At 66.0% G+C, this 26,663-nt stretch carries 29 protein-coding genes and 5 tRNA genes; 13 read left to right on the top strand and 21 right to left on the bottom strand.

Features of this window, described 5'->3' with window-relative positions; genetic code table 11:
• Window positions 1-312: 312 nt before the first annotated feature.
• Window positions 313-543, top strand: coding sequence for a hypothetical protein (locus tag IEQ11_RS08210; protein ID WP_148650280.1), 231 nt, complete (start codon window positions 313-315; stop codon window positions 541-543).
• A gap of 330 nt (window positions 544-873) precedes the next feature.
• Here the strand turns inward: IEQ11_RS08210 and IEQ11_RS08205 are convergent, their stop codons facing one another.
• Window positions 874-1,317 carry an SRPBCC family protein gene (locus IEQ11_RS08205; protein WP_191821896.1) on the bottom strand — a complete coding sequence of 148 codons (444 nt, stop codon included), beginning with the start codon at window positions 1,315-1,317 and terminating at the stop codon, window positions 874-876.
• Between the two features lie 230 nt (window positions 1,318-1,547).
• On the opposite strand from IEQ11_RS08205, the gene IEQ11_RS08200 reads away from it, so the two are divergent.
• On the top strand, window positions 1,548-1,814 hold the full coding sequence (locus IEQ11_RS08200) for a hypothetical protein (protein WP_191821895.1): 267 nt from the start codon (window positions 1,548-1,550) through the stop codon (window positions 1,812-1,814).
• 182 nt (window positions 1,815-1,996) lie between these two features.
• Here the strand turns inward: IEQ11_RS08200 and IEQ11_RS08195 are convergent.
• The 4 genes from IEQ11_RS08195 to IEQ11_RS08180 form a co-directional block, all read right to left on the bottom strand.
• Window positions 1,997-2,078 (bottom strand) — tRNA-Ser (locus IEQ11_RS08195).
• A 55-nt stretch (window positions 2,079-2,133) separates the two neighbouring features.
• Complete coding sequence (locus tag IEQ11_RS08190) at window positions 2,134-2,808, bottom strand: hypothetical protein (protein ID WP_191821894.1); 675 nt, start codon at window positions 2,806-2,808, stop codon at window positions 2,134-2,136.
• Window positions 2,809-2,895: 87 nt separating this feature from the next.
• Window positions 2,896-3,603, bottom strand: a complete 708-nt coding sequence (locus IEQ11_RS08185; protein WP_191821893.1) for a hypothetical protein — start codon at window positions 3,601-3,603, stop codon at window positions 2,896-2,898.
• Between the two features lie 204 nt (window positions 3,604-3,807).
• A complete protein-coding gene (locus IEQ11_RS08180; RefSeq protein ID WP_191821892.1) occupies window positions 3,808-4,467 on the bottom strand; it encodes a hypothetical protein in 660 nt (219 codons plus the stop codon).
• A gap of 81 nt (window positions 4,468-4,548) precedes the next feature.
• Between IEQ11_RS08180 and IEQ11_RS08175 the strand changes: the two genes are divergently transcribed.
• Entirely contained in the window at window positions 4,549-4,812 is a 264-nt protein-coding gene (locus IEQ11_RS08175; RefSeq protein WP_191821891.1) for a hypothetical protein, read from the top strand.
• Window positions 4,813-4,829: 17 nt separating this feature from the next.
• Window positions 4,830-5,573, top strand: a complete 744-nt coding sequence (locus IEQ11_RS08170) for a hypothetical protein (protein ID WP_191821890.1) — start codon at window positions 4,830-4,832, stop codon at window positions 5,571-5,573.
• Here the strand turns inward: IEQ11_RS08170 and IEQ11_RS08165 are convergent.
• On the bottom strand, window positions 5,570-5,860 hold the full coding sequence (locus tag IEQ11_RS08165; RefSeq protein WP_191821889.1) for a hypothetical protein: 291 nt from the start codon (window positions 5,858-5,860) through the stop codon (window positions 5,570-5,572). The two genes, IEQ11_RS08170 and IEQ11_RS08165, sit on opposite strands and share 4 nt — an antisense overlap.
• A gap of 10 nt (window positions 5,861-5,870) precedes the next feature.
• Here IEQ11_RS08165 and IEQ11_RS08160 point away from each other — a divergent pair, with 10 nt between their 5' ends.
• Entirely contained in the window at window positions 5,871-6,608 is a 738-nt protein-coding gene (locus tag IEQ11_RS08160) for a hypothetical protein (RefSeq protein ID WP_191821888.1), read from the top strand.
• A 66-nt stretch (window positions 6,609-6,674) separates the two neighbouring features.
• Here the strand turns inward: IEQ11_RS08160 and IEQ11_RS08155 are convergent.
• The 4 genes from IEQ11_RS08155 to IEQ11_RS08140 form a co-directional block, all read right to left on the bottom strand.
• Window positions 6,675-6,750 (bottom strand) — tRNA-Lys (locus IEQ11_RS08155).
• Between the two features lie 55 nt (window positions 6,751-6,805).
• Window positions 6,806-6,882: transfer RNA gene (locus IEQ11_RS08150), tRNA-His, on the bottom strand.
• A gap of 39 nt (window positions 6,883-6,921) precedes the next feature.
• Window positions 6,922-6,998, bottom strand: a tRNA-Arg gene (locus IEQ11_RS08145).
• A 41-nt stretch (window positions 6,999-7,039) separates the two neighbouring features.
• A tRNA-Pro gene (locus tag IEQ11_RS08140) sits at window positions 7,040-7,116 on the bottom strand.
• Window positions 7,117-7,340: 224 nt separating this feature from the next.
• Between IEQ11_RS08140 and IEQ11_RS08135 the strand changes: the two genes are divergently transcribed.
• Window positions 7,341-8,102: a Bax inhibitor-1/YccA family protein gene (locus tag IEQ11_RS08135; RefSeq protein WP_157753884.1), complete on the top strand. Its 762-nt coding sequence runs from the start codon at window positions 7,341-7,343 to the stop codon at window positions 8,100-8,102.
• 209 nt (window positions 8,103-8,311) lie between these two features.
• Here IEQ11_RS08135 and rsfS read toward each other — a convergent pair whose 3' ends face one another.
• From rsfS to leuS, 6 genes are all read right to left on the bottom strand, one after another.
• A complete protein-coding gene (gene rsfS, locus IEQ11_RS08130; protein WP_036109887.1) occupies window positions 8,312-8,746 on the bottom strand; it encodes a ribosome silencing factor in 435 nt (144 codons plus the stop codon).
• A 52-nt stretch (window positions 8,747-8,798) separates the two neighbouring features.
• Window positions 8,799-9,452, bottom strand: a complete 654-nt coding sequence (gene nadD / locus IEQ11_RS08125) for a nicotinate-nucleotide adenylyltransferase (RefSeq protein WP_191821887.1) — start codon at window positions 9,450-9,452, stop codon at window positions 8,799-8,801.
• Between the two features lie 34 nt (window positions 9,453-9,486).
• Window positions 9,487-10,533 (bottom strand): DNA polymerase III subunit delta, encoded by a 1,047-nt coding sequence (gene holA / locus IEQ11_RS08120; protein ID WP_036109881.1) that lies wholly within the window; start codon window positions 10,531-10,533, stop codon window positions 9,487-9,489.
• Window positions 10,534-10,558: 25 nt separating this feature from the next.
• Entirely contained in the window at window positions 10,559-11,023 is a 465-nt protein-coding gene (locus IEQ11_RS08115; protein ID WP_232526338.1) for an LPS-assembly lipoprotein LptE, read from the bottom strand.
• 174 nt (window positions 11,024-11,197) lie between these two features.
• A complete protein-coding gene (locus IEQ11_RS08110; protein WP_191821886.1) occupies window positions 11,198-11,851 on the bottom strand; it encodes a glutathione S-transferase family protein in 654 nt (217 codons plus the stop codon).
• Window positions 11,852-12,267: 416 nt separating this feature from the next.
• Window positions 12,268-14,970 (bottom strand): leucine--tRNA ligase, encoded by a 2,703-nt coding sequence (gene leuS / locus IEQ11_RS08105; RefSeq protein WP_228464637.1) that lies wholly within the window; start codon window positions 14,968-14,970, stop codon window positions 12,268-12,270.
• A gap of 309 nt (window positions 14,971-15,279) precedes the next feature.
• Between leuS and IEQ11_RS08100 the strand changes: the two genes are divergently transcribed.
• The gene (locus tag IEQ11_RS08100; RefSeq protein WP_191821884.1) at window positions 15,280-17,004 is read left to right on the top strand and encodes a sensor domain-containing diguanylate cyclase; all 1,725 of its coding nucleotides are present in this window, start codon (window positions 15,280-15,282) and stop codon (window positions 17,002-17,004) included.
• Between the two features lie 199 nt (window positions 17,005-17,203).
• Here the strand turns inward: IEQ11_RS08100 and IEQ11_RS08095 are convergent, their stop codons facing one another.
• Complete coding sequence (locus IEQ11_RS08095; RefSeq protein WP_046656106.1) at window positions 17,204-17,407, bottom strand: hypothetical protein; 204 nt, start codon at window positions 17,405-17,407, stop codon at window positions 17,204-17,206.
• A 381-nt stretch (window positions 17,408-17,788) separates the two neighbouring features.
• Here IEQ11_RS08095 and IEQ11_RS08090 point away from each other — a divergent pair, with 381 nt between their 5' ends.
• The gene (locus tag IEQ11_RS08090) at window positions 17,789-18,487 is read left to right on the top strand and encodes a hypothetical protein (protein WP_191821883.1); all 699 of its coding nucleotides are present in this window, start codon (window positions 17,789-17,791) and stop codon (window positions 18,485-18,487) included.
• 205 nt (window positions 18,488-18,692) lie between these two features.
• Here IEQ11_RS08090 and IEQ11_RS08085 read toward each other — a convergent pair whose 3' ends face one another.
• Complete coding sequence (locus IEQ11_RS08085) at window positions 18,693-18,983, bottom strand: hypothetical protein (RefSeq protein ID WP_191821882.1); 291 nt, start codon at window positions 18,981-18,983, stop codon at window positions 18,693-18,695.
• A gap of 368 nt (window positions 18,984-19,351) precedes the next feature.
• Between IEQ11_RS08085 and IEQ11_RS08080 the strand changes: the two genes are divergently transcribed.
• Window positions 19,352-20,668 (top strand): metal-dependent hydrolase family protein, encoded by a 1,317-nt coding sequence (locus IEQ11_RS08080; protein WP_191821881.1) that lies wholly within the window; start codon window positions 19,352-19,354, stop codon window positions 20,666-20,668.
• 2 nt (window positions 20,669-20,670) lie between these two features.
• Here IEQ11_RS08080 and IEQ11_RS08075 read toward each other — a convergent pair whose 3' ends face one another.
• Together IEQ11_RS08075 and IEQ11_RS08070 are read right to left on the bottom strand one after the other, a co-directional pair.
• On the bottom strand, window positions 20,671-21,063 hold the full coding sequence (locus IEQ11_RS08075) for a hypothetical protein (RefSeq protein WP_191821880.1): 393 nt from the start codon (window positions 21,061-21,063) through the stop codon (window positions 20,671-20,673).
• Window positions 21,064-21,066: 3 nt separating this feature from the next.
• Window positions 21,067-21,621, bottom strand: a complete 555-nt coding sequence (locus tag IEQ11_RS08070; protein WP_191821879.1) for a hypothetical protein — start codon at window positions 21,619-21,621, stop codon at window positions 21,067-21,069.
• A 126-nt stretch (window positions 21,622-21,747) separates the two neighbouring features.
• Here IEQ11_RS08070 and IEQ11_RS08065 point away from each other — a divergent pair, with 126 nt between their 5' ends.
• Window positions 21,748-21,969, top strand: a complete 222-nt coding sequence (locus IEQ11_RS08065) for a hypothetical protein (protein ID WP_057921209.1) — start codon at window positions 21,748-21,750, stop codon at window positions 21,967-21,969.
• 139 nt (window positions 21,970-22,108) lie between these two features.
• Here IEQ11_RS08065 and IEQ11_RS08060 read toward each other — a convergent pair whose 3' ends face one another.
• Complete coding sequence (locus IEQ11_RS08060; RefSeq protein WP_191821878.1) at window positions 22,109-22,762, bottom strand: DUF998 domain-containing protein; 654 nt, start codon at window positions 22,760-22,762, stop codon at window positions 22,109-22,111.
• A gap of 115 nt (window positions 22,763-22,877) precedes the next feature.
• On the opposite strand from IEQ11_RS08060, the gene trxA reads away from it, so the two are divergent.
• The 3 genes from trxA (at window position 22,878) to IEQ11_RS08045 (ending at window position 26,518) form a co-directional block, all read left to right on the top strand.
• Window positions 22,878-23,747 carry a thioredoxin gene (trxA, locus tag IEQ11_RS08055; RefSeq protein ID WP_046658903.1) on the top strand — a complete coding sequence of 290 codons (870 nt, stop codon included), beginning with the start codon at window positions 22,878-22,880 and terminating at the stop codon, window positions 23,745-23,747.
• Window positions 23,748-23,872: 125 nt separating this feature from the next.
• Window positions 23,873-24,331: a DUF4442 domain-containing protein gene (locus IEQ11_RS08050; protein ID WP_191821877.1), complete on the top strand. Its 459-nt coding sequence runs from the start codon at window positions 23,873-23,875 to the stop codon at window positions 24,329-24,331.
• Window positions 24,332-24,538: 207 nt separating this feature from the next.
• Window positions 24,539-26,518, top strand: a complete 1,980-nt coding sequence (locus tag IEQ11_RS08045; RefSeq protein ID WP_057921207.1) for a bifunctional serine/threonine-protein kinase/formylglycine-generating enzyme family protein — start codon at window positions 24,539-24,541, stop codon at window positions 26,516-26,518.
• Window positions 26,519-26,663: the final 145 nt, after the last annotated feature.

The following is a 26,663-nucleotide window of genomic DNA, read 5'->3' as shown; positions in this document are numbered from 1 at the left end:
GCGCGCAAGCAATCGCGAGCGGATACGCGATCGACATGTCCACGGACGCGAAGTGCCGATGAAGATCACGCTTTCGTTTTGCGCCGTGCACGCGAACGTCTGACAGCGAATGAAAAATAGGTTATCCCTGATTCGTCACGTGTCCCGGCTCGAGCTTCGCCGACTGCATCCGATGCGCGAAGCGCGATACCCGACAACGGACAGAAGCGCTGGCTGCCCGTGCCGGCATACGCGGATCCAGGTTGCATGTCGCATGTCCCGCGAATGTCCGCGAACCAATCCAGCGACATTGTTATGCACATGGAGCAAGTGATGAATTCGACGATGATGAAGAAGGTGGCGGCCGCGGTGTTCGCGGCGGGGCTGATGATCGGCGCTGGCGGTACCGCAAGCGCGCAGGTGGCGGGACAGTCGTGCAGTCCCAACGGCGCCACGACGACCGTCGTGCAGAACGGACGGCGTAACTACTACACCTGCACCAATTACAAATGGGTGTTCGTCAAGTCGTGCCCGATCGGCGGCGGCCCCTGCTACACCCCATGATCCCGCAAGCGTTCAGCCGCCGCCGCGGCGATGGCACGTCGCCGCAATCCTGGGCGACCCACTGAACGGAAAAGGCCCGGCGGATATGCCGGGCCTTTTCGTTGCGTCGCATCCGGCGATCCATCGCGGCAGTTGATCGGTGAAGACTCGCACCGGGATGCGCGCCGGCTGATCGGGTGCCGGCGCCCATGGTCGTGATCGGACTCGCGCGATCGCGACGTCCTCGATCCTCATCACGGCAAGTTCGTCACGCCTCGTGCCGATGCCGTTCGACGGGATGCGCAACTCAGGACCCGAATCCCGGACCGCGCGCTCGCGCACAAGCGAGCATCAATCCGGAATCGTCGGCTCGACCAGGCGCTCCAGCAGGGTCAACGATTCCTGCCAACCGAGATAGCACTGCTCGACCGGAATCACGTCGGGAATGCCCTCCTGCACGATCTGCACTTCGGTGCCGCACGAGACCGCGCGCAAGCTGATCGTGGTGACCATCGTGCCCGGCAGATTGGGATCGTCGAAGCGGTCGTCGTGGACGATGCGTTCGTTCGGCACCAGTTCCAGATACGTGCCGCCGAAGCTGTGGCCGTTGCCGGACGACAGATTGGTGAAGGTCATGCGGTATTTGCCGCCGACCCGCGCCTCCAGCTCATGCACGGTGCAGGTGAAGCCGTCCGGCGGCAGCCATTTGGACAGGGCGGCGGCGTCGAGGAAGGCGCGGTAGACGCGCTCGGCCGGGGCGGTAAAGACGCGATGCAGGCGGACGGTGCCACTCATGGGTGATCTCCTAAGCGAGGTGAAGCCCTCACTGAGTCCGACGAACCAGCAGGGCGCGAATCGACATCGCGTTCTTACACAAACGAAGGTCTGCGCGGCGTGGTCGGAATCGGCCGCGGGACCCGGCATGGCCGGGCTCGGCACGGGAACCGTAAACTGACGGGAACCTGCAGAGTCCTTCAGGCTCGCCCATCACGGCGCGCCTTCCCGTCACGGCAATTGGAGTTCCCATGTCCGGCAACGACCGCAACGCCCCCTCGGCTCATGAGATCAACCTCATGGACAAGATTTTCGCCACCTTGGCGGCCCACGACGTCTTGCTCAAGGCCATGATCAGAACGGCCGATACCGACTATCGCCGGCGCATCGCCAGCGAATACACGGCCGTGGCCGACAGCATGCGAGCGGCATTCACCCAGGGCGGAAAAGCGCCCGCGGGCTTCCTCGAGCAGTACGACCGGCTGATCGCGCTCGCCAAGGAACAGGTTTTCGACTGAGCGATACAACCGACGGGAGGCCGGCAGTGATGCGGCCTCCGTATTGCGCGATGCGCAGTGCGCGGCGGTGCCGAACAGAGCCGTAAATTCAGAAGGAATTTCCAGACCAAGAAATTGCAGGCGAAGAAACTCCGGACAAAGAAAAAGGGACTTGGCGTTGCGGCCAAGTCCCTTTTCTTATTTGGTGGGCTGTCAAGGATTCGAACCTTGGACCTATTGATTAAGAGTCAACTTGCTGCAACTTGAAAATCAATAGGTTAGCCCTGTTATTTTTCAGGAGCACCGCTCACCGCAAGCCTGCGCGCAAGGATCAGTCAAGTTAATTTTCAGGAGCATCGGGCGGCCCAGCAAAGATGGTGCGTACGACCTGGACGGCGGCCACATCCAGAGCAGCGCGCCGATCTATAACCGATCTTCGCGCCGCCATGATCGCAATGTTGTGTTGGTTAAAGAGGCCGATTGGATCTTGGCCGCCAGCCTCCCCGTTGGCTATGCAGAACTCATGCAGGGTGATTACCGCAGCCCTAGCCGACGTGGCGAAAGCGCGCCCAGTATCGAGCAACTCGGGGAAGTACAGGTGTACCAGCACCTCGAACTTGTCCAGCGGCAAGGGCGGGGGTGTCGGGGGCTGAGCTTGCGGCAGCTGGTTACGACAATGATCCAAGAAGGCCTCGACGGCCCCGGCTTCGCCGAGCAATTCCTCCAGCTTCCGCTGCCGAATCGACTTCCATTCGCGCTGCGCCCACTCACCGTGGGCCACTTCAGTCTGAATCCGTTGGACCGTCGTGGTCGTCACTGCGAGCTGGGCGGTGAGGGTCTCGAACCGCCTGTCCGCGACCCGCCCCTCCGCCAGCTTGGCCAAGTACGCGCCGAAGAAAGCGAATAAGCCACTGACGAGCGCCCAGATAGTCATTGCGAGGAAGAACTCGCCCTTGCTTGCCCAAAGCCCTCTCAGCACGATCTGGGCGATTTCCTCCGCCAGCGCCTTATCCATATCCTCCCCCCATCATCAGTTGAATCTGGCACTTACACACTATTCCGATGATGCGTTGACCATACACGCGCCCCGATGGCGCAGACATTATCGCGCATCGTCTGCGGAAATCGCTGCGGCAGGCGATGGTGGTTTCGCTTGATCGCCAAAGGTCGCCACCATCACGTCAACCACTCTTTCTTGGAGTGTGCGCCTCGCAATGCTGGCCTCGTCAAAGTGTTTGGCCATTCGGAGCATTACCCGGTCAATGCCAGCTTCCCAGTCGCTCTGCGAAATCCTTGTGTTACGAGCCCGAAACTCGAAAATCTCGGCCCTCACCTTCGCAAACAATCCGACACAGGGTGGTACAACATCTCGGAGCTCGGGGAAGTACATAAGCTGCAATGCGATCACATGATCAGAGGGGTCGACACCAGGCGGCTGCCCATAGTCGCGCCGGATGGTTAGGCTCCAAAGCTCATCGTGCCAGCGGTCCATCGCGCTGACCAACAAAAGCAGTTCCTCAAGCTTCTTACCGCGCGTTGCCTTCCATTCCCGCGCCGTCCAGTCTTGATGTGCGATCTCCGTTCGAATTTGCTCGGTGGCTTCTGTGTTCTTGCGCAGCTGACCTAAGATTTCCTCGAACCTGTCCTTTGTCGCCTGGATCTCCCCCCTTTTCGCAAGGTAAGGCGCGGCAAAAGCGGCGACGGTACAGACCACGGCCGTCAGGACCATCGTCAGAACCAGAGCAGTGTCGATGGTCGTCCACTGCCCAGCCTGTAACTTGGCGATCTCGGCAACCATTTCCTTGTTCACACCTTCTCCTTTCTGTCTCGGGCTTGCGCCGCCACGCCTAAATGTCAGTCAAGGCCTTACGCTCAACCATGTCAAGGTCTCGTAAGTAGAGCGTTTTCAGGGACATAGCGCGACACAGCACGACAGCGCGCGTCAAACGGATCAATCACTTACACACCCCGCCGATGCCACCTTGATGACACCCCGGGCCAGCGGGCTGGGGTGTCATCGCTGCCTGGCGTCCCCGCGCGTTACGTTGAAGACGATCTTTGCCACCTCAGCGAGAGCGCTGGAGCACTCTTCAAGCGCTACTCGAAGGTCGGCATCCCCAATTTCTATGGTCGACAGAACCTTCTCGATGCGATCAAGCGGCGGTGGCTCCTGACGCCTCAAGAACTCGTACTGAGCGCCTAAAATTCGAAGTCTTTCGGCAATGCCTTGGAACTTCGTTAATGTTTCCGCAAGCTCTGGGTAGTAAAGCTTTTGCAGAGTTCGCAAGCGTATTGCGACGCCGCCGTCGTTCCGGGCAAGCCCCTCCTTGGCGGTAAAAATGGCAGCTTGCATCAGGTCCTGAGCGTAGTCGTAGCTCTCCTGTAACCCACCTTCGAACGCTTCTAGATGTCGTGCCCGAACTGCTTTCCACTCCCGCGCAACCCAATCCTCGTGAGCGACCGCGGCTCTTGTCTCCTCGAATTCTTTGAGCTGCTTGACTGCATCCGCTAGGTCTTCTTTGGTGGCAAGGTTTTGCCCCTTCTTCGCCGCATACGCGTCGCCGCCGGCGCCGAGCCGCCTTAGAACCCATTGAACTACATAAACGGCGACGACTGCCCCGGCCCCCAGTCCAAATGGCTGCCCCAGCAGTTTGAGGAATTCATCGGTATCCATACCCTGCCCCTTGTGCCGTCGGCGGACGTCGGCTTTGTGAGTATTCTTACTAATTGAGACGCCCGGCGCTAGTATTTCGGCATGCCCGAGCCCGTCCACATCCCCCCACCGTCGAAGCGATTCCGCTGGGACCGGTGGGCGCCATACCGTAACCCGAACGGCCGCGGCCCCTTCGATCCGCCGGCGAACTCGGTCATCTACCAGCTCAAGATGAAAGGCACCGAAGTGGCGCAGATCTGGCGGCAGCCGGCGCCGCACGACTTAGCCAGGTTCTACGACATCCTGGAAGACCGCGAGCGTCCCTACTACAACCACGCCGTGGCCAAAGGCCTCAACGACGAATAAAGCGAAAGGAGATCGCCTTGAAATACGTCCTCACAGCGCTCGCGGGCGCCGCCGCCGGCTGCCTTTTCATGCTGCTGCTCAACCAGCCCTGGCTCCGCCCATTCGAGACCAACACGGCGGCGGTAGTCGCGGCACTATCGTCTACCGTGCTAGCAGTCATCGGAGCCTTCGGGCTGTGGATTTACCAGATGCGCGTGAAACAAGCTCAGCTCGAGAGAATCTACATTCCCATCTTCCAACCGCTCTACGAAAACATCGTATTCGTCAGACAATTGGCAACAGGCGCCGGAACTGAGGCGACGATGGATCAGATCGCCGACAAGCTTCCGATCGAAGAGCCTGCGCCGAAACTTCTGCCCTATGAACTCGCGCTGTTTCAGCAGAAGACCCTGCCCGATGCTGTAAAAATCAGCATTGTCATGGCGAAAAACGCCGTGGCCCACTGGGCCAGCGTTCAAGACGTGCTCGTGAATTTGCCTCCGGATCGCCTTGCGGGACTGATCGAACTCCATCAGATTGCGACCGTGGCTATCGAGAAACTGCCCGAAATGTACGCCAAGGGTAAGCCGCAAAGCCTGGACCAGCTTTTCTGGGAATTTGAGGCCGAAGACCTGGAGCTCATCGACTACGGCCTTAGCACGATGGCGCAAACGCTTAACGCCATCGATGACGGCCGTCGTGACGAGTCCGGCACAGCTCTCTTGGGCCCTGCAGTCCGACAAATCAAAGCAGCCTTAGGGCAGGCCGCTCGGCCCGACTAGTCGCCGACGGCTTGGCGTACCCGCGCGGCTAGGCGGGCGTTGAGCACCACGCCGCCCTCAGCGCGCGAGCTGTACCGCGCGCAGGCGCCAAGGCTCCGCTCGATCGATTTGGCGGTGATGGCGATCTCGGGGTTCGTCTGAGTGAACGCGCGGATCTTCGCCTGCACCGCCTCGACGTCGGCACCGGTGCGGATCGCCATGGCCAGGCTGTCCATCAGGTAGCCGCGGCGATCGAGCAATGCCTGCTCATAGTTCTTGAGCGCGTTGTTGCGCTGATATTCGTCCAAGGCGAACCACGTGCTGCGGTACCTGCGGCGCTTGTGCGCCTGGGGCATACGCCACGGTCACTGCCAAAACAATCCCGGCCGCGGCGTGAAGCAAACCAAAGAGCGGAAGAAGCGGCAGTTCCCGAAAGACCAGGCGTACGTCTCGCTTGTCGCTTTCGCGCGCGAGCGCGGCCAGCTCAAGCCCCATTCCAAGGGCAGCCAACCGCCTTACCTCGCCGCGGTGGCCGAAATCGCGTTCAGTTGCCGCCTGCGAGGCGTTGAGGTCTGCGATCTCAATGACGCCGACATCCTCAAGGAGGGGCTGCAGAACAGGCGCCGGAAAGGCAGCTTGACCAACATCACCGCCTGGAACCCTCGCCTGCTCGCGGCTGTTGCCGAGCTGCAGGCGCGACGCAGTGCGCTGATCAGCGCCAAGAAGGGCGTGACGCCGATGCGTGCGGAGAATCGACCGCTACTGTACGGCGAAGACGGCGCGCCCTTGGCGAGATCCAGTCTGCACTCGGCATGGAAGCGGCTAGTGGCCGCGGCGGTCGTCGCCGGCGTTATCGCAGAGGGAAGACACGTTCGCGATGCATGGATTGAAGCGCCGCGGCATCAGCAACACCGAGGGCACCCGCGCCGAGAAAAAGGACGCGTCGGGCCACGCCACGGAGCAGTCGTTCGCAATCTACGACGACGAAATCAAGCTGGTTCCTGCACCAGTCCATCCGATCGACAAACTGGCGCGAGCCGCCAAAAAACGCCCTAATTGTCAGGAGAATTGTCAGGAGGCAATAAAAAAGGACCTAGCGTTTCCGCTAAGTCCTTGTTTATTTGGTGGGCTGTCAAGGATTCGAACCTTGGACCTATTGATTAAGAGTCAACTGCTCTACCAACTGAGCTAACAGCCCGATAAAACCGGAGCGACACTATAACCGAACTACGTGGTGCCGCACAACTAAAATTTGGGGTGGAAGACGGGATTTGAACCCGCGACCCCCGGAATCACAATCCGGTGCTCTAACCAACTGAGCTACATCCACCATATGCATCTACAAGCTACATCTTAACGCTTTACGACGTGGCGCGCCCGGCAGGAATCGAACCTGCAACCACCGGCTTAGAAGGCCGGTGCTCTATCCGGTTGAGCTACGGGCGCCAGTCGGAGAATCTTAACTGACGCTCGGCCTGTTCGACGGATGGTCGGGGCAGAGGGATTCGAACCCACGACATCCAGCTCCCAAAGCTGGCGCTCTACCAGGCTGAGCTATACCCCGAAGCCGGGACTCCCGCGGCACGCCAACCCCGCGAAAGGCCGCATAGTGTGGTGGGCGCTTTCGCCGCTGTCAATGAGGCCGATGCGATCGATTCGGGCGGCTCGCGCGCCGGCCGCTTGCGCCCAGGCGCGGCGACGCTTGCGCCGTGTATGCTTCGGCCCCAAGTAGATATTCATTCTCAAGTATCGCGGCCTGTGCGCGGTACGTTTTCAAGGAGCAAGACCATGATGCGCAGCGGCAATCCCGCATTGAAGGAATCGACTTTCCTCGACCTGGGCAGCGGCGCGGTCGTGCGCGGCGGCGATCAGGTGATGACCCTGAACGGCACGGTCAACAAGACCGGTTTCCTGCTGCTGCTGACCGTGCTCACCGCGGCCTTCGCCTGGAGCCAGGTGCAGATCACCGAGCAGGGCGTGATCGGCGCCGGTCCGTACATCTGGGGCGGCGCGATCGGCGGCCTGGTGCTGGCCCTGGTCACCACCTTCAAGAAGACCTGGTCGCCGGTGACGGCGCCGCTGTACGCGCTGGTCGAGGGCTTCTTCCTCGGCGCGATCTCCTCGCTGTTCGAGGCACGCTTCCCGGGCATCGTGATCCAGGCGGTGATGCTGACCTTCGGCACCCTGTTCGCGCTGCTGTTCGCCTACCGTTCGGGCCTGATCAAGGCGACCGAGAACTTCAAGCTCGGGGTGGTCGCGGCCACCGGCGGCATCGCCCTGCTCTATCTGGTCAGCTTCGCGCTGAGCTTCTTCAACATCCAGGTGCCGTATATCCACCAGTCGGGGATCATCGGGATCGGTTTCAGCCTGTTCGTGGTCGTGGTGGCTGCGCTTAACCTGGTGCTGGACTTCGATTTCATCGAGACCGGCGTCGAGCAGGGCGCGCCGAAGTACATGGAGTGGTACGGCGCGTTCGGGCTGATGGTCACCTTGGTGTGGCTGTATATCGAGTTCCTGCGCTTGCTGTCGAAGATTCAGTCGCGTAACTGATTCGGTCGGGTTGCGGTTGACGAGAAAGGGCGCCTTGGGCGCCCTTTTTCTTTGTCTGGCGATCGTGAGAGCCCCTCACCCCAACCCCTCTCCCGCTTGCGGGAGAGGGGCTTGAATCGACGGGGCTTGAATCGACGGGGCTTGAAACGACGACGGCGCCCGTGGGCGCCGTCGTTATTCGTTGCGAAACGTTCCGCTCGTAGCCGCTATCAGAAGCGGTCTTCGTCGTCGGTCTCGAACTTGCCTTCGTAGCCTTCCGGCGGCGGCGGCTGGTCGCCGACCGTCCACAGGCGCTCGAGCGCGTAGAACTCGCGCACGCGCGGCAGCATGACGTGGACGACGACGTCGCCGAGGTCGACCAGCACCCATTCGGCTTCGCGCTCGCCTTCCACGCCCAGCGGCATGACGTCGAGGTTCTTGGCGAACTTGACCACTTCGTCGGCGATCGACTTGACGTGGCGGGTGGAGGTGCCGGACGCGACGATCATGTAGTCGGTAACGCTGCTCTTGCCGCGTACGTCGATCTCGACGACATCCTTGGCCTTGAGTTCTTCGACCGCGGCGTGGACCGTCTTGAGGATCAGCTCGGTCGGCGGCGGCGGGTTCGGCAACTGGGTCTTGATGACTTGGGCTTGGCTGGTCAAGAGAATGCGGCTCTGCGTTATCGGGAATGTGTGCCGGGATTATACCGGAGGCCTATACCGGCGCGCCGCGCACGGCCGGGACGCCGTACAGGCCGTGGCGCTCGATGTAGGCGGCCACCGGCGCCGGGACGTACTGGCGCCAGGCCTGCCCGGCGGCGATCAGCGAGCGCACCTGGCTGGCCGATTCGGCGTGCAGCGGCTGGTGCAGGCGGTAGACCCGGCCGGCCGGGGTGCCGCGCAGGGCCTCGACGTCGGTCGTCTCACGGCCTGCTGCGAATTCTATGCGGGCCGGGTCGAGCGGGCTGCCCGGGCGCTCGGCGACGACGAAATGGGCCAGATCGAACAGCGCCTGCCATTCGCGCCACTGCGGCAGGTCGAGAAAGCTGTCGGCGCCGACCAGCAGGGCCAGCGGCTGCTCCGGGCCGACCTCGGCGCGGACCTCGCGCAGGGTTTCGACCGTGTAGGAGCGGCCTTCACGACCCAGCTCGCGGCGGTCGACGACCAGGTCGCGTTCGCCGGCCACGGCCAGATCGAGCATGCGCGCGCGGTGCTCGGCGCTGGCGCCGGGCGGCGCGCGATGCGGCGGGTCGGCGGCCGGCATCAGCCGCACCCGCGCGCGCAGGGCGTCGCGGGCGGCGCAGGCGATCGCCAGGTGGCCGTCGTGGATCGGATCGAAGGTGCCGCCGTAGAAGACCAGCAGGCTCATGCGCGGACTCCGTGTCGCCGGCTCATGTCCCGGCTCAGCCGGCCGAGACGCTGAGCAGGCGCAGCGCGCGCGGCTCGGCGACCGCCAGCAGCAGGCGTTCCAGCGCGACCCAGGCGTCGCCGGCCTCGCGGCCCTTGGCCATGCGGTCGACCCGGCCGGCCTGGGCCAGCAGCAGTTCCCAACGCCGCGCGTCGTGACGCTGCAGGGCGCGGCGGTACATCGGCTGCTTCGAATCCCAGATCCGCTGCGCCTTGAATTCCGAGGCGATATTGCCGCCGCGCGCGCTGACCCGCGCCAGCGCGGCGGTGCGCTGCAGTTCCATCACCACCATGCCGAGCAGGGCCGGCACCGCCTCGCCCTCGGCGCGCAAGCCGGCGAGCATGCGCGAGACCTGCGCGCCCTGCCCGTTCATGGCCGCGTCGAGCACGCGGAACACGTCGAAGCGCGCGGCGTCGGCGACCAGCGCCTGCATGCGTTCGAGGTCCAGGGTTTCGCCGTCGGACAGCAAGGCGAGCTTGTCGACTTCCTGCGCGGCGGCGAGCAGGTTGCCCTCGACCCGATCGGCCAGGCTCTGCACCGCGTCGCGGTCGGCGCGCAGGCCGCGCGCGCGCAGGCGGCGTTCGATCCAGTCGGGCAGTTCGTGCGGCTTGATCGCCCAGGCGACCGCGATGTGGCCGATCCGGCCGACCGCTTCGCTCCATTTGCCGCCGTGCTGCTTGCTCCAGTCGCCTGCGGTGATCAGCAGGCTGACGTCGTGCGGCGGATCGGCGCAGAAATCGCTGATGACTTCGGCGCCTTCCTTGCCCGGCTTGCCGCTGGGCAGGCGCAGTTCCAGCAGGCGCCGGCTGGCGAACAGGCTGGGCGCGCGGAACGAGGCCGACATCGCGTTCCAGTCGGGTTCGCGCTGGTTGCCTTCGGCTTCGAAGATTTCGCGTTCGGCGATGCCCTGCTTGCGCGCGGCGGCGCGCACCGCGTCGGCGGCTTCGAGCACGCGCAACGGTTCGGGGCCGGCGATCAGATAGACCGGCCGCAGCGCTTCGTTGTCGAGTTGACCGAGCAGGCGCTCGGGGGTCAGTTCCATCGCGAGGGTCGGCGGCGCGGGCGGCTCAGCGCCGCTCGCTGACCGCGCCGATCCGGCGCAGCACCGCGGCGCTCATGTCGCGGCGCATTTCGCGCATCAGGATTTCGCGCTCGCCCTCGGTGCCGATGGCGTTGGTCGGGTTGGACACGTAGTCGCGCGACAGTTCGATGGTCTGGCGCGGCACCAGCGCCTTGCCGTCGGCCTTGCGCAGTTCGAACACCACCGCGTAGCGCAGGCTGTATTCCTGCACGCGGCCAAGTTCGTCGAGCGCGGCCGGGCTGTCGCCCCAGCGCTCGGAGATCAGGTCGAGCACCGCGACCTCGCTGGAATCGGGCTGCGCCGGCACCGCGCCGGCGCGGGTCAGCGCCTGGGCCAGCGATTCGGCCAGCGGGCTGTAGCGATCGGCCGAGACCACCCGCACCGGACCGAGGTCGGGCGGCAGGGTCAGGGCCTGGCGCAGCTGGAATCCACAGGCCGACAAAGCCAGCACGAGGGCCAAAAGCGACGTGCGGGCAGCCGCTTTGAACAGGAAGGGAGAGCGAGGCGTCATGGGGCGAAGTCTGGACGACGCGGCTGCGGGCATCAATAGCAAGGCTGAACCGCGCGGGCCTGGGTGGTGTGCGCGATGCGGTTCTGATGCACGGCGCGATCGATCCGGCTCGATTCAGTAGCGAATCTCGTGCCCGGCGAACAGCGCCTGCGGCGATTGCGCGCCCGGCAACGCGAGCAGGCGTTCGAGCCAAGCATCGACCGCCGGCCAGCGTTCGCTCCACAGCCGCCGCGGGAAACCGGCCGCGTCGGCCCAGGGCTCGATCGCGTACAGCAGGTAACCGCTGCAGGCGACGTCGGCGATGGTCGGCGCGGCGCCGGCCAGCCACGCGGTCTGGCTCAGCTGCGCCTGCAGGCGGTCGAGGTCGGCGATCGAGCGGCGGTCGTACCAGGCCAGCACGGCCGGGTCGTAGTGGCCGATCTGGCGGCCGTAGCGCGAGTGGGCGAGGTTGAGGCTGATCCGGTTGGCTTCCCAGGCCAGCCATTCGCGCACGTGCAGGCGATGTTCGAGATCGGCACCGTCGAGGCGGCTTTCGCGCACGGCGAGATAGTCGAGGATCACATTCGATTGGCACAGCACCAGGCCGTCGATGCGCAGCACCGGGATTTCGCCGTGGACGGCGAGGTCGCGGAATTCCTGCGAGCGCTGGTCGCGCGGGATGCGGATGTTGACCTGGCGTTGTTCGAATTCGATGCCGAGCAGGCGCAGGACCAGCGCGACTTTGTAGCTGAAGCCGGAGTCGGGGTGGCAGTAGAGGATGGGGGTCATGGAGGCGGCTTGGGGAATTGGGTGCTGGTGGGGCTGGGAGGGCTGAGGCAAAGGCAGAGGCAAAAGCGAATCCCCTGCCCCGCTTTTCCAAAGGGGGGGAAAGCAACAGCGATTCTTTTCCATAGGGGAAAGCGAGAGTGATGGCGTCGGGTGGCGGCCGTTGCGGCGGTGCCGACGGGGCTGAAAGCACCGCTTCGTTTCGCAACGCCTCGCTCGGCAACTCGCGGGGCTTCGCTACTGCTGCCTTGGCTTTGCAACTACCTCAATCGCTTCACCTCTCGGCAAAGCCCGTGCTCGTCTTCCCCCTTTGCAAAAGGGGGACCGAGGGGGGATTCGCTTTTCGCTTTTCGCTTTTCGCTTTTCGCTTTTCGCTTTTCGCTTTTCGCTTTTCGCCGTCCCCCGCCCCGCCGCGCAACTTACGACGCGACGATATTGACGATCTTGCCCGGCACCACGATCACCTTGCGCACGCTCAGGCCTTCCATGAACTTGACCACGTTCGGCTCGGCCAGGGCCAGGCGCTCGGCGTCCTCCTTGGCGATGCCGACCGGAACCTCGATCGTGCCGCGCAGCTTGCCGTTGACCTGCACCGCCAGGGTCACCGTGTCGCGGGTCAGCGCGGACTTGTCGGCCTGCGGGAACGGCAGGTCTTCGATCAGGGTCTCGGCATGGCCCAGCACCTGCCACAACGCATGGCTGGTGTGCGGGGTGATCGGGTTGAGCAGCAGCACGATCGACGCCAGGACTTCCTGACGCAACGCGCGACCGTTGTCGCTGAGGTCGTCGAACTTGGACAGGTGGTTGTGCAGCTCCATCACCACGGCGATCGCGGTGTTGAAGCTGTGGCGGCGGCCGTAATCGTCGCCGACCTTCTGGATCGCTTCGTGCAGCTGGCGGCGCAGGGTCTTCTGCGCGGCGTCGAGCGAGGCCAGGTCCAGCGCCGGCGCGGCGCCGTCGGCGACGTGCTTGTGCACCGATACCCACACCCGGCGCAGGAACCGCGCCATGCCTTCCACGCCGGCCTCGTTCCATTCCAGCGACTGGTCCGGCGGCGCGGCGAACATCGAGAACAGGCGCACCGTGTCGGCGCCGAACTTGCCGACCATCAGCTGCGGATCGACGCCGTTGTTCTTCGACTTCGACATTTTCTCGGTGCCGCCGATCTCCACCGGCTGGCCATCGGCCTTGAGCAGCGCGCCGGTGATGCGGCCGCGCTCGTCGCGCTGGATCTCCACATCGGCCGGATTGATCCAGTCCGGCCGGCCATCGGCCTGCGTGCGGTAGAAGGTATCGGCGATCACCATGCCCTGCGTCATCAGGTTGGTCGCCGGCTCGTCGCTGTTGACCAGGCCCTGGTCGCGCATGAGCTTGTGATAGAAGCGGAAATACATCAGATGCAAGATCGCGTGCTCGATGCCGCCGATGTACTGGTCGACCGGCGTCCAGTACTTGGCGCGCTCGTCGACCTGATCGGCCGCGCCCGGCGAGGTGTAGCGCGCGTAGTACCAGCTCGACTCCATGAAGGTGTCGAAGGTGTCGGTCTCGCGCTCGGCATCGCCGCCGCAGCTCGGGCAGGTGGTCTTGCGCCACTGCGGGTCGGACTTGATCGGCGAGGCGACGCCGCTGAATTCGACGTCTTCCGGCAGCACCACCGGCAACTGATCTTCCGGCACCGGCACGTCGCCGCACTTGGCGCACAGGATCACCGGGATCGGACAACCCCAATAACGCTGACGGCTCACGCCCCAGTCGCGCAGGCGGTAGTTGACCCGGCGGTTGCCGCGACCTTGCGCTTCGAAGCGGGTCGCCAGCGCGTCGAGCGACTGCTGGAAATCCATGCCGTCGTACTCGCCGGAATTGACCAGCCAGCCGCGCTCGGTCCACGGACCCTGTTCCTGTATCGCGCTTTGGAACTGTTCGACCACCTGCACCGCCGCGCCGGTGTCGTACACGTCGATCGACGGGCCGCCGCCGAGCGCGCTGCTCATCGCGTCGGGATGACGGGCGACGTCGCGGCCGATCTCGGCCAGCGCATCGCGCACCGCGTCGGGCACGATCACGGTCTTGATCGGCAGGTGGTAGCGCTTGGCGAATTCCCAGTCGCGCTGATCGTGGCCGGGCACGGCCATGACCGCGCCGGTGCCGTAGTTCATCAGCACGAAGTTGGCGACGAACACCGGCACTTGTTCGCCGGTGACCGGATGGATCGCGCGCAGGCCGGTGTCGCGGCCGCGCTTTTCCTGGGTTTCCAGTTCGGCTTCGGACACGCCGCCCTTGCGCAGTTCGGCGATGAACGCGGCCAGATCGGCGTCGGTCTTGGCGGCGTGCGCGGCCAGCGGATGTTCGGCGGCGATCGATACGTAGGTCACGCCCATCAAGGTGTCCGGACGGGTCGTGAACACGGTCAGCGGATCAACCGGGTTGCCGGCTTCGTCGCGCACGTCGAAGCGGATCTCCAGGCCCTCGCTGCGGCCGATCCAGTTGCGCTGCATCGTCTTGACCGCCTCGGGCCAGCCCGGCAGCGTGTCCAGGCCGTCGAGCAGTTCCTGCGCGTAGTCGGTGATCTTGAGGAACCACTGCGGAATCTCGCGCTTCTCCACCAACGCGCCGGTGCGCCAGCCGCGGCCGTCGATGACCTGCTCGTTGGCCAGCACGGTCTGATCGATCGGATCCCAGTTCACCACCGAGTTCTTGCGATAGGCCAGGCCCTTCTTCATCAGCCGCACGAACATGCGCTGCTCGTGGACGTAGTAGTCCGGCGTGCAGGTGGCGAATTCGCGCGACCAGTCGATCGCGTAGCCCATGGTCTTGAGCTGCGCCTTCATGTGGGCGATGTTGGCGTAGGTCCACTTGGCCGGCGCGGTCTTGTTCTTGATCGCGGCGTTCTCGGCCGGCAGGCCGAACGCGTCCCAGCCCATCGGCTGCAGCACGTTGAACCCGGTCATGCGCTTGTAGCGGCTGATCACGTCGCCGATGGTGTAGTTGCGCACGTGGCCCATGTGCAGCGCGCCGGACGGATACGGCAGCATCGACAGGCAGTAGTACTTGGGCTTGTCGGAGCGCTCGTCCACCTCGAACGCGCGCGTGGCGTCCCAATAGCGTTGGGCGGCGGCTTCCAGGGCGCTGGGATCGAAGCCGTGGTGTTCGTTCTTGGGGTCGTGCGGGGCGGGGGCGGCGTCGGACACGGGTGGGCAATGGCGAGAGGACAGGACCGGCAAGCCTACCGCAGCGCACAAAAGCCCGCCATTCGGGCCGCGACGGCCTGGATCGATCGGTCGCGGCGGCGCGGTCGTCGAATCGAACAATCCCCGTAACCACTCAGGCTGGCACGTTAACTGAGCCCATCGGCGTGCGTTATCGGCCGAATCCGCGGCAGCCAGGCCACCGTATGGGATGATGCCTGCGCCGAAACGTCGCCCGAGCCCGCCTTGCTCCCGTCTCAGCCCACCCGCCCGCAGCCCTATCGCGCCTACCGCCTGCCAGCGTTCCTGCTGTCGGCGCTGCTGCTGGCCGCCGTCGGCGTGGCCACGGTGTGGGGTCTGCGCGAATTCGCCAGCAGTTCGCAGTGGGTCGAGCATTCCTACCAGGTGCTCGGCGAGATCGAAGCGACCGTGGCGGCGACCCGCACGGTCGAATCCAGCGCCCGCGGTTACCGCCTCACCGACCGCTCGACCCTGCACGCCGAATACCTGACCAGCATCCCCGGCGCGCTCAGCAGCGCCGGCCGACTGATCGCCCTGACCGCCGACAACCCGCAGCAGAACCACCTCGCCCGCGACCTCGAACGCAAGGTGCGCGCGCGCCTGACCGAGATCGACCGCCTGGTCGAACTGCACAGCCGCGACCCGGCGCAGGCGCGGATCGACGCCCAGACCAGCAAGGGCTACGAGCAGATGCGCGAGCTGACCGCGCTCGCCCAGGTCATGCGCGAGCGCGAGCGCGCGCTGCTGGCCGCGCGCCACGCCCGCAGCGAACATCGCGCCAGCCTGCTGACCGCGCTGGTGGTGCTCGGCATCGGCCTGGCGATGGTCCTGCTGGCGCTGCTGATGTACAGCCTGTGGCGCGAGAACCGGCGCAGCCGCGAGCTGGAACGCGAGACCCGCCAGGCCCTGATCGACCTGGAAGCCTCGGCGTCCGAACGCCATCTGCTGACCGAGCGCCACCGCAGCCTGAGCCATTACGCCGGCCTGCTGCAGAGCTGCCAGAACCTGCACGAAGCGATGGACATGACCGCGCACCTGATCGCCGACCTGATCCCGAGCATCGGCGGACGCTGCTACATCCTGCGCGCCTCGCAGAACCTGGCCGAAACCGCCGCGCGCTTCGGCGAGGAAAAGATCGTCAGCGCCGACCTGCTCCATCCCAACGACTGCTGGGCGCTGCGCCGCGGCCAGTTGCAGCAGGTCCAGGGCGATCGCGGCGCGGTGCGCTGCAATCACCTGGAACCGGCGCGCGGCGGCGACGACCCGCGCTGGAACCTGTGCGTGCCGCTGATGGCGCAGAACACCTCGCTGGGCCTGCTGTGCCTGAGCGGCGAGCAACCGCCCCAGGACGCCGACCTGCTGCTGATCCAGTCCATCGCCGAACAACTCAGCCAGGCCATCGTCAACCTGCAACTGCGCGAAACCCTGCGCGTGCAGTCCTTGCGCGATCCGCTGACCGGCCTATTCAACCGCCGCTATCTGGAAGAGAACCTGCAGCGCGAACTGCTGCGCTGCCAGCGCCGCAAACTGCCGCTGTCGGTGCTGATGCTCGACATCGACCACTTCAAGCGCTTCAACGACACCCACGGCCACGCCGCCGGCGACGCGCTGCTGGCGCGGGTCGGGCAAGTGCTGCACGACCTGGTCCGCAACGAAGACATCGCCTGCCGCTACGGCGGCGAGGAATTCACCATCGTGCTGCCCGAAACCGATGCCGCCACCGCGCTCAAGCGCGCCGAGCAGATCCGCGCGGCGATCGGTTCGACCACGATCCTGCACCTGCGCCAGACCTTCGGCCCGGCGACCTGCTCAATCGGTCTGGCGACCTCGCAGGACGATCGCGAAACCCCGCAGCAACTGCTGCAGATCGCCGACGCCGCGCTGTACCGCGCCAAGGGCGAAGGCCGCGACCGCGTGGTCGACGGCAATCGCGCGCTTACTACGGCCTGAGGCGACGACCTGAGTCGGCGCGCCGCGCCGCGCGCGCTATGCGGACCGACACCGACCGATAGGCCCGGCCCGTCGCGCGCATCGATACCGCGCCCGCAGGGATGCGACGAAGCCGCGGCGGATGCCGCGGCTTCGTCTTCAAGCGCCATGTAAAAAGGCGAACCCTCACGGTTCGCCCAATCTGGAGCTACCTGCCGCGTTAGACGCAGACCACGCCGACCGGCGTGCCTTTCTCGTCATAGATGATGCGTGCGGTCTTGCCCGCCGGGCAGCTCTTGGGCAAGGTCTGGAACCCGCCGCCGCTGTTGCTCGGCGCAGGCGCCGACCGCACGTCGACGGCCGATGCGGAAAACGACACCACCACGACGGCGGCCGCGGCGATCTGGAGAAGGAGTTTGTTCATTGGGGTTCGACTCGCGCTGGCGAACCGGATTCGCGCTGCGTTGACCGCCTGAAGTCCCGGTCCGTACGGCCTCAGGCGAGCGCTACCTTGCACGAGCCTTTCGCCCGCGACAAGCGTCGCAAATCGGATGAACGGCCACAATCGGCTAACGTCGTCGCGAAAACGTGATCGGCCGATGCCGCTTTGCATGCGTGGCGCACGTCATGCCCACGCTGACGACAGGGTTACTCCCCATTGCCTGGCGTATGGTCATGGGGCGCAGGATCGCTACTGTCGACCGTTCACGCATCGCTTGACCGCGCCGGGCAGCCGGCGTAGCGTCCCGATCGCTTCATTCGAAGTATTGCATTCGCAACCCGGCCGCCATCGGCCCTCGACTCCATGTCTGTACGCCTCACTCGTGGCGAATACTGGCTGCTGACCCAGGCAGTCCGGTTCAAACTTCCCTTGTCCCTCATCGCCCTGCCCGAAGGCCCGCCTTGGGACGTCAACACGATCGACATGGCGCTCAATTGCCAAGGCCATGGCATGGGATTCGACGAATTGGCGCAAACCCTGCACGAGCTCGCTGAGCGAGGCTGGATCGCGCTACAGCGCTGCCACGAAAAAACCGAGGCGCTGCCTGGGGATCTGGCGACGATCCGCGCCGAACTGGGCAAGCCCCGGACGAATTTCGGCGGCACTTACTATGGCCTCACCGCCGCGGGTGGCCACGCGTGGGAGCAATTCGCGCGACCGCAATGGCATTGGTTCATCGAGCACGAATACAACGATGTTTACGAAATCGATGCAAGCGGAATGCTCGGCCATCCCGAAGATCCGGAGCAATGGCGCTCAATGTATGTGACCACGGCGCACCCCAACATCCTCGATCAATACATGTGCGCGGTACGGACCGACTACGAGATCGCCGCCGGCTCCGAACAGTTCGATGCTCTCGACGATTGGCAGCCCGTCTATTGGAAATCCTCGACCGATGCCATGAGGTGCCGCTTTCGCTGCCGAGAAATACCGCGCGGCGACGACCAATACAGGCCGCGTTCGATAGAAGCCTTTCCTGCCTGGTGTTACTGGCTGTAACTCGCGACCTTCGAGCCGGCTAACGGCCGGCTGCGGCCTGAGCGCCGCAAGCAGTCAGTGGTCTGGCCAGGTTGATGCTCGCCCGATCGGCTTGCATGCCGCGAAGGTTTCGACCGCAGTACTCGCTAGCAATGTGCAGCGTCTCGTTGCATGCCGCGCCGCAACACGGCCGCAGCCCCGCATCCGCGGCGCTGCGGCCGCGGGCTCAAGAATTAGCGCCGCGGCAGGTCCAGTCGATGCTGTTGGTGGCCCGACAACTGGTCGGCAAGTACGTCCGGGCCAGTACGGACGGGCTCGAGCACTTCCACGCGACCTTGCCGTCCGCGCCCTGCACCGGAACCGCGTTTTCACCCGTGCGACAGATCAACGGCGCCTGCAAGTTGCTGCGATCGGTGCCGCCCTGGCCTTGGCCGCCGTGCTGATCGTCGCCTTCGGCGAATGCGCTGGCGCTGGACAACGCGAACAAGGCGGCGATCAGGATGTTGATGCGTTTCATGGGTATCGCTCCTGGAATTGAATGAGGCTCGGGATTCGACCCCGAACTCGCTCAGGGCCGTGTTGAAAGACTCGGATCGCGCGACGGATTCGGATCAAGGCAGAGCCCAAGGGAAATCCCACTGAGCCGATGAGCATCGACGACGCCGCGCCCATCTCGCGCGATACCCGCGCCGACCCGGACAATCGCCCCTAGTACGTTAGTCACGTTGACCCATCGCCACGGTCGATTGCATGCTCCAGAAGCTTCGACGGTCGCGCGGGGGATGGTTGCGCGATTCCCCTGGCCAATGCAAATCGCGATTCGCCGCGCGCGCAGCGGCGGATCTCCACCGCGGGTTCGATCCCGCCCTCCTGCCGGAATCGCTCATGACCCGCTTAGCCACCGCTGTATCGATCGCCCTCGCCGCCGCGGCCGGCGCGTTCGCCGCGCCCGCCCTCGCCGCCGCCGTCCCGGCCGAACCGCTCGCGCTGCAATGCGGAAAACTGTTCGACGCGCGCAGTGGCAAGGTGCTCGGCGCGCGTACGGTGGTCGTGCGCGACGGCAAGATCGAGCAGGTGCTCGACGGCCGCGCCGAGGCGCCGGGCGCGCGCGCCATCGACCTGTCGCAACACACCTGCACGCCGGGCTGGACCGACCTGCATGTGCATCTGGGTTCGCAATCGAGCCCGCAAAGCTATTCCGAAGGCTTCCGCCTGGACGAAGTGGACTTCGCCTTCCGCGCGGTCGGTTACGCCAACAAGACCTTGCAGGCGGGTTTTACCAGCGTGCGCGATCTCGGCGGCGAGGTCAGTCCGCATCTGCGCGATGCGATCAATCAAGGCCTGGTCGAAGGCCCGCGCATCTGGGCGGCCGGCAAGTCGATCGCCACCACCGGCGGCCACGCCGATCCCACCAACGGCTACAACGACGCGCTGTCGCATCTGATCGGCCCGCCCGGCCCGACCGACGGCGTGATCAATTCGATCGACGACGCGCGCCAGGCCGTGCGCCAGCGCTACAAGGAGGGCAGCGACGTCATCAAGATCACCGCCACCGGCGGCGTGCTGTCGTACGCCAAGTCCGGCGACGCGCCGCAGTTCACGGTGGAGGAAGTGAAAGCGATCGTGGATACGGCGCGGGATTATGGCTATCGCGTCGCCGCGCACGCGCACGGCACCGAGGGCATGAAACGCGCGGTGCTCGGCGGGGTGACCTCGATCGAACACGGCACCTACATGACCGACGAGGTCATGTCGCTGATGAAGCAGAAAGGCACCTGGTACATCCCGACCATCTATGCCGGCCGTTTCGTCGCCGACAAGGCCAAGATCGACGGGTATTTCCCCGACGTGGTGCGGCCCAAGGCCGCGCGGATCGGCGCGCTGATCCAGGACACCGCGGCCAAGGCCTACAAGAACGGGGTCAAGATCGGTTTCGGCACCGACATGGGCGTGGGCCCGCACGGCGATAACGCGCGCGAATTCCTGTACATGGTCGAAGCCGGCATTCCGGCCGCGGTGGCCTTGCAGGCGGCGACGATCCGCGCCGCCGAAGTGCTCGGCGTCGACGACCAGGGCGTGATCGAAACCGGCAAGCGCGCCGACATCGTCGCGGTGCCGGGCAATCCGGTCGAGGACATCAACGCGGTGATGAAGGTCGAGTTCGTGATGAAGGACGGCAAGGTCTACAAGCAGACGTTCTGACCTCATCGTTCGCCGGGTCCGCGCGCGGTCGCGTGCGGATTCGGTCCGCGCGCCCCGGCCGCGTCGCGGTCGGGGCGTCGTTTTTTTGCGATGACCCGCGCCTGGCGACGGATGCGACTGCGGTCGGCCACGCGCGGTTTGCCGGCGCGAATCGCCAGCCCGATTGGCGCCCGCGCCACTGTTGCATCGGTCACGGTGTCGAACGCGTCGTTGTATCGCTTGCGCCGCGAATCGGCGCGCATCGTCGCGCGCCGATTCGCGGTGAGGCCCTCGCGAGATGCAGGCAGGCTCGGCGCAGCCGCCAACGCATATTTCACGGCGCCGACAGCGCAGATCGCGCGCGCATTGCCGTGCCCGTGAACTCGGTCACGAAGGTCACGGCCCTGGAATGACATAAGTCACAGCGCCGCCGTCGCGGCTGTGCAAACGTGGATCGCCACCGCAACAGGCCCGTCCACGGCCGCCTGGAAAGGGAGTTCGCGATGAAATCCTGGACGTTGATCGGCGCGCCCGTCGCCTTCACTTCCCCGCCGGCACCCGCCGAGCTGTCGTGCCAATACGGTTTCGATCGCTGCGAGCGCTGCCTGAAAACCGCCGCGTGACCGGGCCACAACCTCTGATTCGCCCACGCTGTTTTGCCGTTGCCGCAACAAGGCCGCCGCGGATTCCGATCCGCGGTTGGCGCCGATCACGACTGGCCTTGTTGCGGCATCGGCTCTTGATCCGGTCGCTCCGCTCGACTCAGGCAAGCCTCGATAAGCAGCGCATTGCGGCGCTCCACGACGTCCATCGCGATCGCCGCAGCCGGGTTCGGTTTCGTCGCCGCGCTGCGGGCCAGCCAAGCCCGCGACTGCGATGGCGTGTTCGCGCAATGGCGGCCGGAAAACCAATTCGACCATCCCGCCCGGCCGTTGGATTGCGCCGTGATATACCGCCTGTGCAAGCGCGGCCATTGCCGGCTTCCGGACGATTCACTGGCGTCATGACGAGCCGGGCCGGCCGGCAGACGCCTGGCTTGATCGACCGCTGAAATCACGCCGCGACGTCGCGGCGCCCACCCACCGCAAGGAACGCCACCCATGAAGACATCCAGCCTCGTATTCACCGCCGTACTCGCCGGCCTGAGCGGCTTCGGCCTGGCCTCGATCGCGCCGGCCTATGCCGCGTTGCCGCCGCAATGCCTGGAATGCGCCGCCGAATACAGCGCCTGCCGCGCCGCGGCGCAGACGCCGGCGCAATTGAGCCTGTGCCAGCGCGAACGCCAGTGGTGCATGACCCGGTTCTGCCCCGCGCCGGAGTGAAGCGGCCGCATCGATCCGGGATTTCCGCGATAAGGATTCGAACGCGCGCCGGGCAATCCGGCGCGCGTCGGCCGATAGCCGATCGACGCCGCTCAACCTGAAGACATCGCCCGCCGCACGCGCGACGAACGGCCCGCGCTCACCGCTGCCCGCGTTCGCGCCACATCATCGCGACATAGGCCACCAGCCACGCGCCCAACGCCAGCCGCTGCGCGACCGGCCCGCTCATCAGGCCGAACTGGCCGTCCCTGAGCACGATCACCATCGCCGCGGCCGCCAGCCACGCGATCAACGCAAGGCCGCGTTCGCCCGGTCGCCGGATCGCATCCAGTCCCACCAGCAACGCGCCGGCGACGAAGGCCAGCGCCCACAGCAACCACATCGCCGCATGCAGGCGGCTGGATTGCGCGTCGAGATTGGCCGGATCCAGCACGAACGCGCCCTGCGCCGCCCAGGCCAGGGCCGACACACTCCACATCCATGCGCCGATGCGGGTCGCGCGGCTGCGTTGGGCGAGACGTTCGCGCAGACGCCAGCCGACCCAGGCCAGCGCCAGCCCCGGCAGGGCGAAACCGAGCAGATTGAAGGCCGCGGCGAGTTCGATGCCGCGCGCGCCGAGCAGGCCCGGCGGATGCAGACGCTGCGAATAACCGTCCAGGACGGCGCCGAATCCGTACAGCGACGCCAGGCAGCACAGCCCGGCGGCCACCGCGATCCAGCGCGCGGCGCGCGTCCGCGGCGGCGCGGTCGATGGAGACGATGTCGATGCGGGCGATGTCGATGAGCGATTCATCGCGCCATGCTAGCGTGCGCTGCCGCGCGCCGCGCTTGCCTTCATCCGCTTGCCTGCGGCGCGCACCGTCCCCACCTCGGGGAGCAACCCCCGCGTACGAACCATGAGCCCGCCGATGACCGCACCCGCCAAGCCCCACGTATTCGACGCCACCACCGAGCGATTCCAGGAAGAGGTGCTGCAGAAATCTCTGCAGGTGCCGGTCCTGATCGACTTCTGGGCCGAGTGGTGCCAACCGTGCAAGACGCTCGGCCCGATCCTGGAAAAACTCGCCGCCGACTACAACGGCGCGTTCGAACTGGCCAAGGTCGACGTCGAGGCCGAACAGCAGCTGGGCGCCGCGTTCCAGATCCGCTCGATCCCGACCGTGTTCCTGGTCAAGGACGGGCAATTGGTCGACGGCTTCGCCGAAGCGCTGCCGGAAAGCGCGGTGCGCGAATTCCTCAAGCATCACGGCATCGAGCCGGCCGCGCCCGCGGTCGAGGAAGAAGCGCCGGTCGAAGCGCCGCCGGTCGACCTGCACGCCGAGGTCGTGCGCCTGCGTCACGAAGTCGCCGAGCACCCCGACAAGTCCGAACTCAAGCTCGACCTGGCCCTGGCCCTGCTCGCCACCGGCGCGGCCACCGAGTCCGAGCAGTTGCTCGACGCCCTGCCCGCCAACCTGGCGACCGACGACCGCACCCTGCGCGCGCGTTCGCGCCTGAACTTCCTCGCCGTGACCCGCGACGCGCCGCCGATCGAAACCCTGGAAGCGGCCATCGCCGCCCAGCCCGACGACCTGCAGGCGCGCTACCTGCTCGGCGCGCGCCAGATCGCCGCCGGCCGCGACGAAGCCGGGCTGGAGCAGTTCATCGAACTGCTGCGGCGCGACCGCGCCTACCAGGACGGCCTGCCGCGCAAGGCGCTGATCGACGCGTTCCGGGTGGTCGCCGACGAAGACCTGATCGGCCGCTACCGCCGCAAGATGGCGTCGCTGCTGTTCTGAGCCGCGCCGTGCCGGGCCGCTCGCCCGGCAGGCCGAGGCGGCCCGAACCGGCCGCTTCGGCATCCGCGACTTGACTATACGCACCCGTATGGCAGGCTAGGCCCGCCCTAGCCACTGCCTCGCCCATGAAAGCCAACACCCTGCGACTCGGCCTGAACCTGTGGCCGCCGTTCCTGTTTTCCGGCATCCGGGTGGTCCGGATCGCCGACGATTACCGCCATGCCCGGGTCGAACTGCGGATGCGGCCTTGGAACCGCAACTACGTCGGCACCCACTTCGGCGGCAGCCTGTTCTCGATGACCGATCCGTTCTGGATGCTGCTGGCGATGAACGCGCTGGGCCGCGACTACATCGTCTGGGACCGCGCCGGCGCGATCGAATTCGTCAAACCCGGCCGCGGCACCGTGCACGCCCAGTTCGACCTGGACTACACGGTGCTGGAGGAATTGCGCGCGGCCACCGCCGGCGGCGACAAGTACCTGCGCTGGTTCGACACCGACGTGGTCGACGCCTCCGGCGAGGTCGTGGCGAAGGTCCGCAAGCAGTTGTACGTACGGCGCAAACGCGACCGGGTCGCGCAATGAGACCCCGGTCGCCATTCGTTGCACGCCGTTCGGGTATGGCGACCGACGCGATTTCGCAACTCCGGCTGCGCCGCTACTTGTAAGTAAAGGCACAGAAAAGACACACTAAGCCTCACGCGGGCACTGCGGCAGCGTATGCTGTGCAGTCGCGACACGGGGCCGCGAATGTCGACTTTCACACCACAAAACGATGCCAATAGCGTTCCGATGCCGGAAATTCCGGGCTATCGGTTGCGCGAGATCATCAACCACGGCGGCTTGTCCACGGTCTACCTGGGCGAGCAGATCGCGCTTGGGCGCGAAGTGGCGATCAAGATCATGCTGCCGCACGCCCTGGCCGACGAGGTCAGCCGGCGCCGCTTCGAGAACGAAGTGCGCACGATCGCGCGGCTGGAACATCCGCATGTGGTCGGCATCCACGAAGTCGGCCGCACCCGCGACGGCCTGCCCTACTACGCCATGCCGTTCCTGCCGCGCGGCCATCTGGGCAAGCGCATCGAGCAAGGCTTCGCGCGCGGCGAAACCGACGTGATCGCGATCGTCGAACCGCTGCTGTCGGCCTTGGAATACGCGCATGCGCGCGGCGTCGTGCATCGCGACGTCAAGGCCGAGAACGTGTTGTTCGACGTCACCGAGCGGCCATTGCTGGCCGACTTCGGCATCGCCCTGCGGCGCGGCTTCGGCGCGCGCATGACCGCGACCGGCCTGGCCGTGGGCAGCACCGCCTACATGGCGCCCGAGCAGGCGCGCGGCGAGGAAGTCGACGGCCGCGCCGACCTCTACAGCCTCGGCGTGCTGTGCTGGGAAATGCTGACCGGCCGGCTGCCGTTCGAAGCGCCCGACGCGCTGTCGATGGCGGTGATGCACGCGCAGAACCCGATTCCGAAACTGCCGCCGCCGCTCAAGCACTGGCAGCGCTTCATGAACCGCGCGCTGGCCAAGCAGCCCGATCAGCGTTTCGACGACGCCGCCGAAATGGCCACCGCGCTGGCCGAGATCAAACACCGCGGCCAGATGAGCGGCTTCGGCCGCATGGCCAGCCGGCTGCGTCCGCTCAAGCGCTGGGCCACGCCGGCGTGGGCCGGGCTGGCGGTGCTGGCGATCGCGGTGGTCACCATCGCCTTCGCCTTGAACCGGGTCGAGCAGGACGGCTTCTTCCGGGTCGCGCCCGACGCGGCCAACAAGACCGCCGCGCCGAGCGCCAGCGAAGACCCGACCCAGGCGATGATGGCGCCGCTGCCGCAGGCGCCGCTGCAGGATTCGCTGCAGGCCGCGCGCGGCTACATCGCGCAAGGCCGGCTGGCCTCGCCGGCCGACGCCAACGCTTACAACAGCCTGCTCACCGCCTGGCATCTGGACAGCACCAATCCGGAAGTCGCGGTGGTGGTCGACGAACTGACCCAGGCGTTCTCCGAGGAAATGGCGCGCGATCTGCGCGAAGGCCGCGACCAGCGCGCGCGCGAGCATCTGGTCAACGCCACCGCCCTGGGCCAGCAGACCGGCACCGCCGATTCGCCGGCGCAGCGCGGCCTGCGCGAGAAAGCCGCGCAGGCGTTGCAGACCCGGCTCGAACAGGCCGCGCGCCGCGGCGATGGCGCCGATGCCGGCAAGGTCATCGCCCTGGCCGAGGAATTCGGCTTGCCGCGCGCGGTGTCGACCCGCCTGGTCGCGCAGGCGCGCGGCATCGCCGGCGACTCGCCGGTCGCGCGCGGCGTCGCCACCAGCGCGGTCGCGCCGGCCGCCAGCGTCGCGGTCAGCTTCAACCCGCGTCCGGTCAGCCGCGGCGAGTACGCGCGTTTCGTCAGCGCCCATCAGCGCGCGCCGGCGCTGTGCCGCGAACGCGTGTCGCTGCTGCGGGTGATCGCGCCCAAGGACTGGCGCGCGCCGGGCTTCGATCAGACCGAGGCCGAACCGGTGGTGTGCGTTTCGATCGCCGACGCCGAAGCCTATGCGCAGTGGTACAGCCAGCAGACCGGCCGCCGCTATCGCCTGCCGACCGCCGACGAAGCCCAGCGCATGCCAGGCAGCAGCGGCCGCGCCTTGTCGATGTGGTCGGCCGATTGCGGCCGCAACTGCCAACAGCGTCAGGTCGGTGGCGGGTCATGGCGCAGCGGCAGCGCGCAGCGTCCGCTGAGCGCGGGGCGCGGGTATGACGATGTGGGGTTCCGGTTGGTGCGTGAACGCTGAGGCTGTTTTTGGTCTTGGTGTTGCGTGAAAGCGAATCCCCCGCGCCGCGATAGTGATCTGACTTCGTGCCTGCGCAAGGCGCTCGCCCCCTTTTGCAAAGTGGGCGATGGATGGCGCGCCTGATCGAGTGCGTTTGACGCCAACC

This window comes from Lysobacter capsici (genome assembly GCF_014779555.2).
In the GTDB taxonomy this organism is placed as follows: Bacteria; Pseudomonadota; Gammaproteobacteria; order Xanthomonadales; family Xanthomonadaceae; genus Lysobacter; species Lysobacter capsici.
Note: the sequence above shows the minus strand (reverse complement) of the source record. Positions and strands in the feature narration are given on the sequence as shown.

Excerpts from the sequence above, each read along its gene's own strand:
- IEQ11_RS08210 (WP_148650280.1), top strand. The coding sequence starts at position 313 with ATGAATTCGACGATGATGAAGAAGGTGGCGGCCGCGGTGTTCGCGGCG.
- IEQ11_RS08205 (WP_191821896.1), bottom strand. The coding sequence starts at position 1,317 with ATGAGTGGCACCGTCCGCCTGCATCGCGTCTTTACCGCCCCGGCCGAG.
- IEQ11_RS08200 (WP_191821895.1), top strand. The coding sequence starts at position 1,548 with ATGTCCGGCAACGACCGCAACGCCCCCTCGGCTCATGAGATCAACCTC.
- IEQ11_RS08190 (WP_191821894.1), bottom strand. The coding sequence starts at position 2,808 with ATGGATAAGGCGCTGGCGGAGGAAATCGCCCAGATCGTGCTGAGAGGG.
- IEQ11_RS08180 (WP_191821892.1), bottom strand. The coding sequence starts at position 4,467 with ATGGATACCGATGAATTCCTCAAACTGCTGGGGCAGCCATTTGGACTG.
- IEQ11_RS08175 (WP_191821891.1), top strand. The coding sequence starts at position 4,549 with ATGCCCGAGCCCGTCCACATCCCCCCACCGTCGAAGCGATTCCGCTGG.
- IEQ11_RS08135 (WP_157753884.1), top strand. The coding sequence starts at position 7,341 with ATGATGCGCAGCGGCAATCCCGCATTGAAGGAATCGACTTTCCTCGAC.
- nadD (WP_191821887.1), bottom strand. The coding sequence starts at position 9,452 with ATGAGCCTGCTGGTCTTCTACGGCGGCACCTTCGATCCGATCCACGAC.
- holA (WP_036109881.1), bottom strand. The coding sequence starts at position 10,533 with ATGGAACTGACCCCCGAGCGCCTGCTCGGTCAACTCGACAACGAAGCG.
- IEQ11_RS08110 (WP_191821886.1), bottom strand. The coding sequence starts at position 11,851 with ATGACCCCCATCCTCTACTGCCACCCCGACTCCGGCTTCAGCTACAAA.
- IEQ11_RS08095 (WP_046656106.1), bottom strand. The coding sequence starts at position 17,407 with ATGAACAAACTCCTTCTCCAGATCGCCGCGGCCGCCGTCGTGGTGGTG.
- IEQ11_RS08090 (WP_191821883.1), top strand. The coding sequence starts at position 17,789 with ATGTCTGTACGCCTCACTCGTGGCGAATACTGGCTGCTGACCCAGGCA.
- IEQ11_RS08085 (WP_191821882.1), bottom strand. The coding sequence starts at position 18,983 with ATGAAACGCATCAACATCCTGATCGCCGCCTTGTTCGCGTTGTCCAGC.
- IEQ11_RS08080 (WP_191821881.1), top strand. The coding sequence starts at position 19,352 with ATGACCCGCTTAGCCACCGCTGTATCGATCGCCCTCGCCGCCGCGGCC.
- IEQ11_RS08075 (WP_191821880.1), bottom strand. The coding sequence starts at position 21,063 with ATGTCATTCCAGGGCCGTGACCTTCGTGACCGAGTTCACGGGCACGGC.
- IEQ11_RS08070 (WP_191821879.1), bottom strand. The coding sequence starts at position 21,621 with ATGGCCGCGCTTGCACAGGCGGTATATCACGGCGCAATCCAACGGCCG.
- IEQ11_RS08065 (WP_057921209.1), top strand. The coding sequence starts at position 21,748 with ATGAAGACATCCAGCCTCGTATTCACCGCCGTACTCGCCGGCCTGAGC.
- IEQ11_RS08060 (WP_191821878.1), bottom strand. The coding sequence starts at position 22,762 with ATGAATCGCTCATCGACATCGCCCGCATCGACATCGTCTCCATCGACC.
- trxA (WP_046658903.1), top strand. The coding sequence starts at position 22,878 with ATGACCGCACCCGCCAAGCCCCACGTATTCGACGCCACCACCGAGCGA.
- IEQ11_RS08050 (WP_191821877.1), top strand. The coding sequence starts at position 23,873 with ATGAAAGCCAACACCCTGCGACTCGGCCTGAACCTGTGGCCGCCGTTC.
- IEQ11_RS08045 (WP_057921207.1), top strand. The coding sequence starts at position 24,539 with ATGCCGGAAATTCCGGGCTATCGGTTGCGCGAGATCATCAACCACGGC.